The organism is Actinophytocola sp. (assembly GCF_036002505.1).
GTDB lineage: Bacteria > Actinomycetota > Actinomycetes > Mycobacteriales > Pseudonocardiaceae > DASYTH01.
The window spans coordinates 1-3284 of record NZ_DASYTH010000090.1; the positions used below are offsets into that span (position 1 = coordinate 1).

1 protein-coding gene is annotated in these 3284 nt (G+C 69.6%); it reads right to left on the reverse strand.

Going from position 1 to position 3284, the window contains the following annotated elements:
• On the reverse strand, positions 1-3206 hold a 3206-nt coding region (locus VGR06_RS06980), incomplete at its 3' end, for a trypsin-like serine protease (RefSeq protein WP_327558137.1).
• Between the last annotated feature and the right edge of the window lie 78 nt (positions 3207-3284).

Consider the following 3284-nt stretch of genomic DNA (forward strand, 5'->3'; position numbering starts at 1 on the left):
GCCGTCTCGGGCTCGCCCTCGGCGTCCAGGATCTCCTGATCGGAGGCGATGTCCTCGTCGTCCGTGGCGTCGGATTCGGCCGGCGCGGGCGCGTTGCCACTGGGGCTGTCGGGATCCGGCCCGCCGCCGCCGACCAGCAACTGCCCGTCGTCCGGACCGGCGGGTGGCCGGTGGAGGGTGGCCATGAACCGCCCGGCGTCGCCCGCGAGTTGGACCAGGACGATCGAAGGCCGCTGGCGGCTGGCCGCGGGGCCGGCGGGCACGACGGTGCCGTCGAGCTTGATCACGGCGATGTCGGCCTCGAGGATCGCCCCGGCCACCTTCTGCGCAGCCGCGACGGCCTGGTACGTCCACGCCCCCGGCGCGGTCAGCGCGTGCGCAAGCGCCTGCAGGTCCTGCTCGGCCAGGTCGGGGAACCGGCGCTGCCGGGGTGGCCGCATCCTCTCCGCGGCGAGCTCGAGGAGAACCTGCTCGCGCACCGCCGGCGCGGACAGCCCGCCCAGCTTGCCGGGCGCGGCCAGCCGCAGCGCCTCGAAGAACGAATCCCGCCCACCGGTGTTGTCCAACGCGATCAGGTTCTGCCGCGTCAAGCTGGCGCGCTGCGCCCCGGTCAACCCGAACATCGGGATGAAGCGGACCTCCTGCGCGTCGGCCGGCAGGTGCGCCAGCCCGCCGGCGTGGCCGTCGAGGAACACGATCCGCCCGCCGGTGTTGACCACGTTCACCGCGTGCCGGTGCGGCGCCCCGGCCACGTAGTACTCGACGATGCCATGGTCACCGTCGGCAGCGACCGCCATCGCGGTGACGATCTCGGCAAAGGTCGCCGGGCGCCCCTGCCGGCCGGCGTGGCGTTCCAGGTCGCTCCGCGGCGCTGCCTTCGCGCCGCCGGCCTGGTGCCGCGTCGTCAGCCCGCTGGCCCGGTCCGTCAGGGTCATGGCGGTGGCGATCACCGACAACACGCAGTTGGCCCAAAACGCCGTCGGATCCACCACCGGGCCCGGCACGTCGCGCCACGGGTTCACCCGGGCGATCCAGCCGAGTTCCCGCGGCAGCGCCGCACCGGAGCCCGCGTGCAGCGCCACCGCGGGCAGCTTCGCCATCGGCCGGTCAGCCAACCAGGCCGGCAACGCGCCAACCTTCCCCTTCCCCGTGCCGGTGCCGCTGTCATCGGTCTGCGCAGCGCCGGATGTCGGCGAGGACGGTTCTTCCTCGCGTCCGACCAAGCTCTCACCGCCTTCCGGCTCGTCCATGCGCTGTGTTACGGGCGTTGATATCGGCGCGTATGGTGCGTCGGACGGCGTAGGGGCGCTGGCGCCGGTGTGCTCGACGAGCCGCGCGCCGACCATTTTGATCGCGGCGTCCACGATCTGCTGGAACCGTGCCCAGTCTTCCTGCCGGGACGGCGTCTGCGGGGTCAGCACCCGAAGGTGCTCGCCCGACCAATCCTCCGGGCGGTGTTCGACGATGTACTGCGCCAGTCTTGCCGCATCGGCCGCAATAGCCGACCCGTCAGAGCGAAACAGCATTGGGTTGCCCACGCTGTCGATGCCGACAATGACAACGAACGCCTCACCGGAATCATCAAAACTTGTGGAGTCGAGGAGGCTGGCGGCCTCATTGGGCAGGCTCGCCACCACGCGCTCGCCGAGCCTTATCGCCACCGGATCGGCTAGCGCGGAGTCACGCACCGGATTGACCGGGAGCGCACCTCCCGCGCTTGTACCCTCACCCGTGTCGTTCGTGCTTGCGGCCACATCGATCTGCTCGGCCTCGCTGAGCACCTCGGTGAGCGTTGCCGGCACGATGGGGTCGGTAGGCGCATTAATGACCGTCAGCTCATAGCTCTCCGTGAGCTCCTCTGTGCGCCCGTCCAGCCGGCCCGCGGCCGTGGTGGTGTCCGTGGTGGTGAGGGTTGTGCCCGTGGCCGCGGCAGCCCTCGACCGGCGCAGTCGCGACATCACCTTGGCGCCTACACCCACAAGCGTGCCCGCGGCGACCACCAGCCCGGCCAGACCGTAGTAGAAGGACGGCGCCAGGCCCGCGGACAGCTGCGGCTCGGACAACGCGACACCGGTGTCACAGTCGAACCGGTAGAAGTCGAAACCGACCAGGGTCGTGCCGGTGTACTCGAAACACAACCGCGAATTGTTGCCGACCGACTCGTACTGGTACTCGGCATACCTGCCGATCACGGACTCACCGCGGATGGTGAAGGAGTTCCACGCCCCCAGATCAACCTTGTTCGTGCCAACCGACAGCGCAGTGGACTTGCCGGCCCCGTCGTAACCAGCGGACACCGTCGTCCGCGGGACGAACCTACCCTCGTTGCTGACCGTCACCTGCAACTGGAACGGCTCGGTCACCCGCGGGTCCACCAGCGGCATGCCGGTCAGGTTGGTAAACCAACTCCGCATCGGCTCCGCGCCCACCGGCGTGAAGTACGTGTCGAACTTGAATCTCGAATCCTGCATGCGCGAGTGCGTGCCCCACACCAGGGTCTGCCCGTCCTGGAACCCCAACACCGCACCACCCGAGTCCCCCGGCTGCGGCTTGTTCCCGTCCGGGTGGCTCACGCACACGAACCCGGGGAACGCCCCGGTCATGACGACCTTGCCGTCCTCGTTGCGGCACCACGGGAAACCACCGATGTTCCCATCCACCCGGTGGATGATCTCCGGGGTAGCGCCGGTCGCGTTGACTCCCCACCCGTAGGTCCACACCGTCATGTTGGTCAAGTCACGCCCGCCGCTGTTCAGCTCAGCGCTGGCCGGAAGGGCCACAACCCCGTCCGGGAACGGTCCGGACAGCGCGGGCGACACCCGCAACAGGACGGCGTCGCCGCCCTCCCCCGAAGGCAGCGGACTCGGATTGATCTCGGTGACGTTGGCGAGCACCCCACCGGAGGTCCGGTCCAGCGAGAAGGCCCGCACCACGTACTCCCTTTCGAGTACGGAGGTGACGCAATGCAAGGCGGTCAGCACCCACTCCGAACCAACCACCAACCCCGAGCACGAAAACACCAGCTCGCTCGCGTCTTTCAGGTCCCGGAAGTGCAGGGCGGCCAGGTAGGACGCGTTGGCGGTCACCTCCTCACCGCCGATGATCGCCGGGCCAGGGAAACCGCCGGGCGCACTCCCCGAGGACGTCGAGCCCTGCTCCTGCAACGGCGCCCCCGCGGCCGTGGATGTCGACGACAGCAGTGCCACCGCGAGGGTAGCGATGGAGGTGAAAGCGGCCTTCCAGCCCGGCTGCACCTGCCGCGAACCACCATCGAGCACCATCTG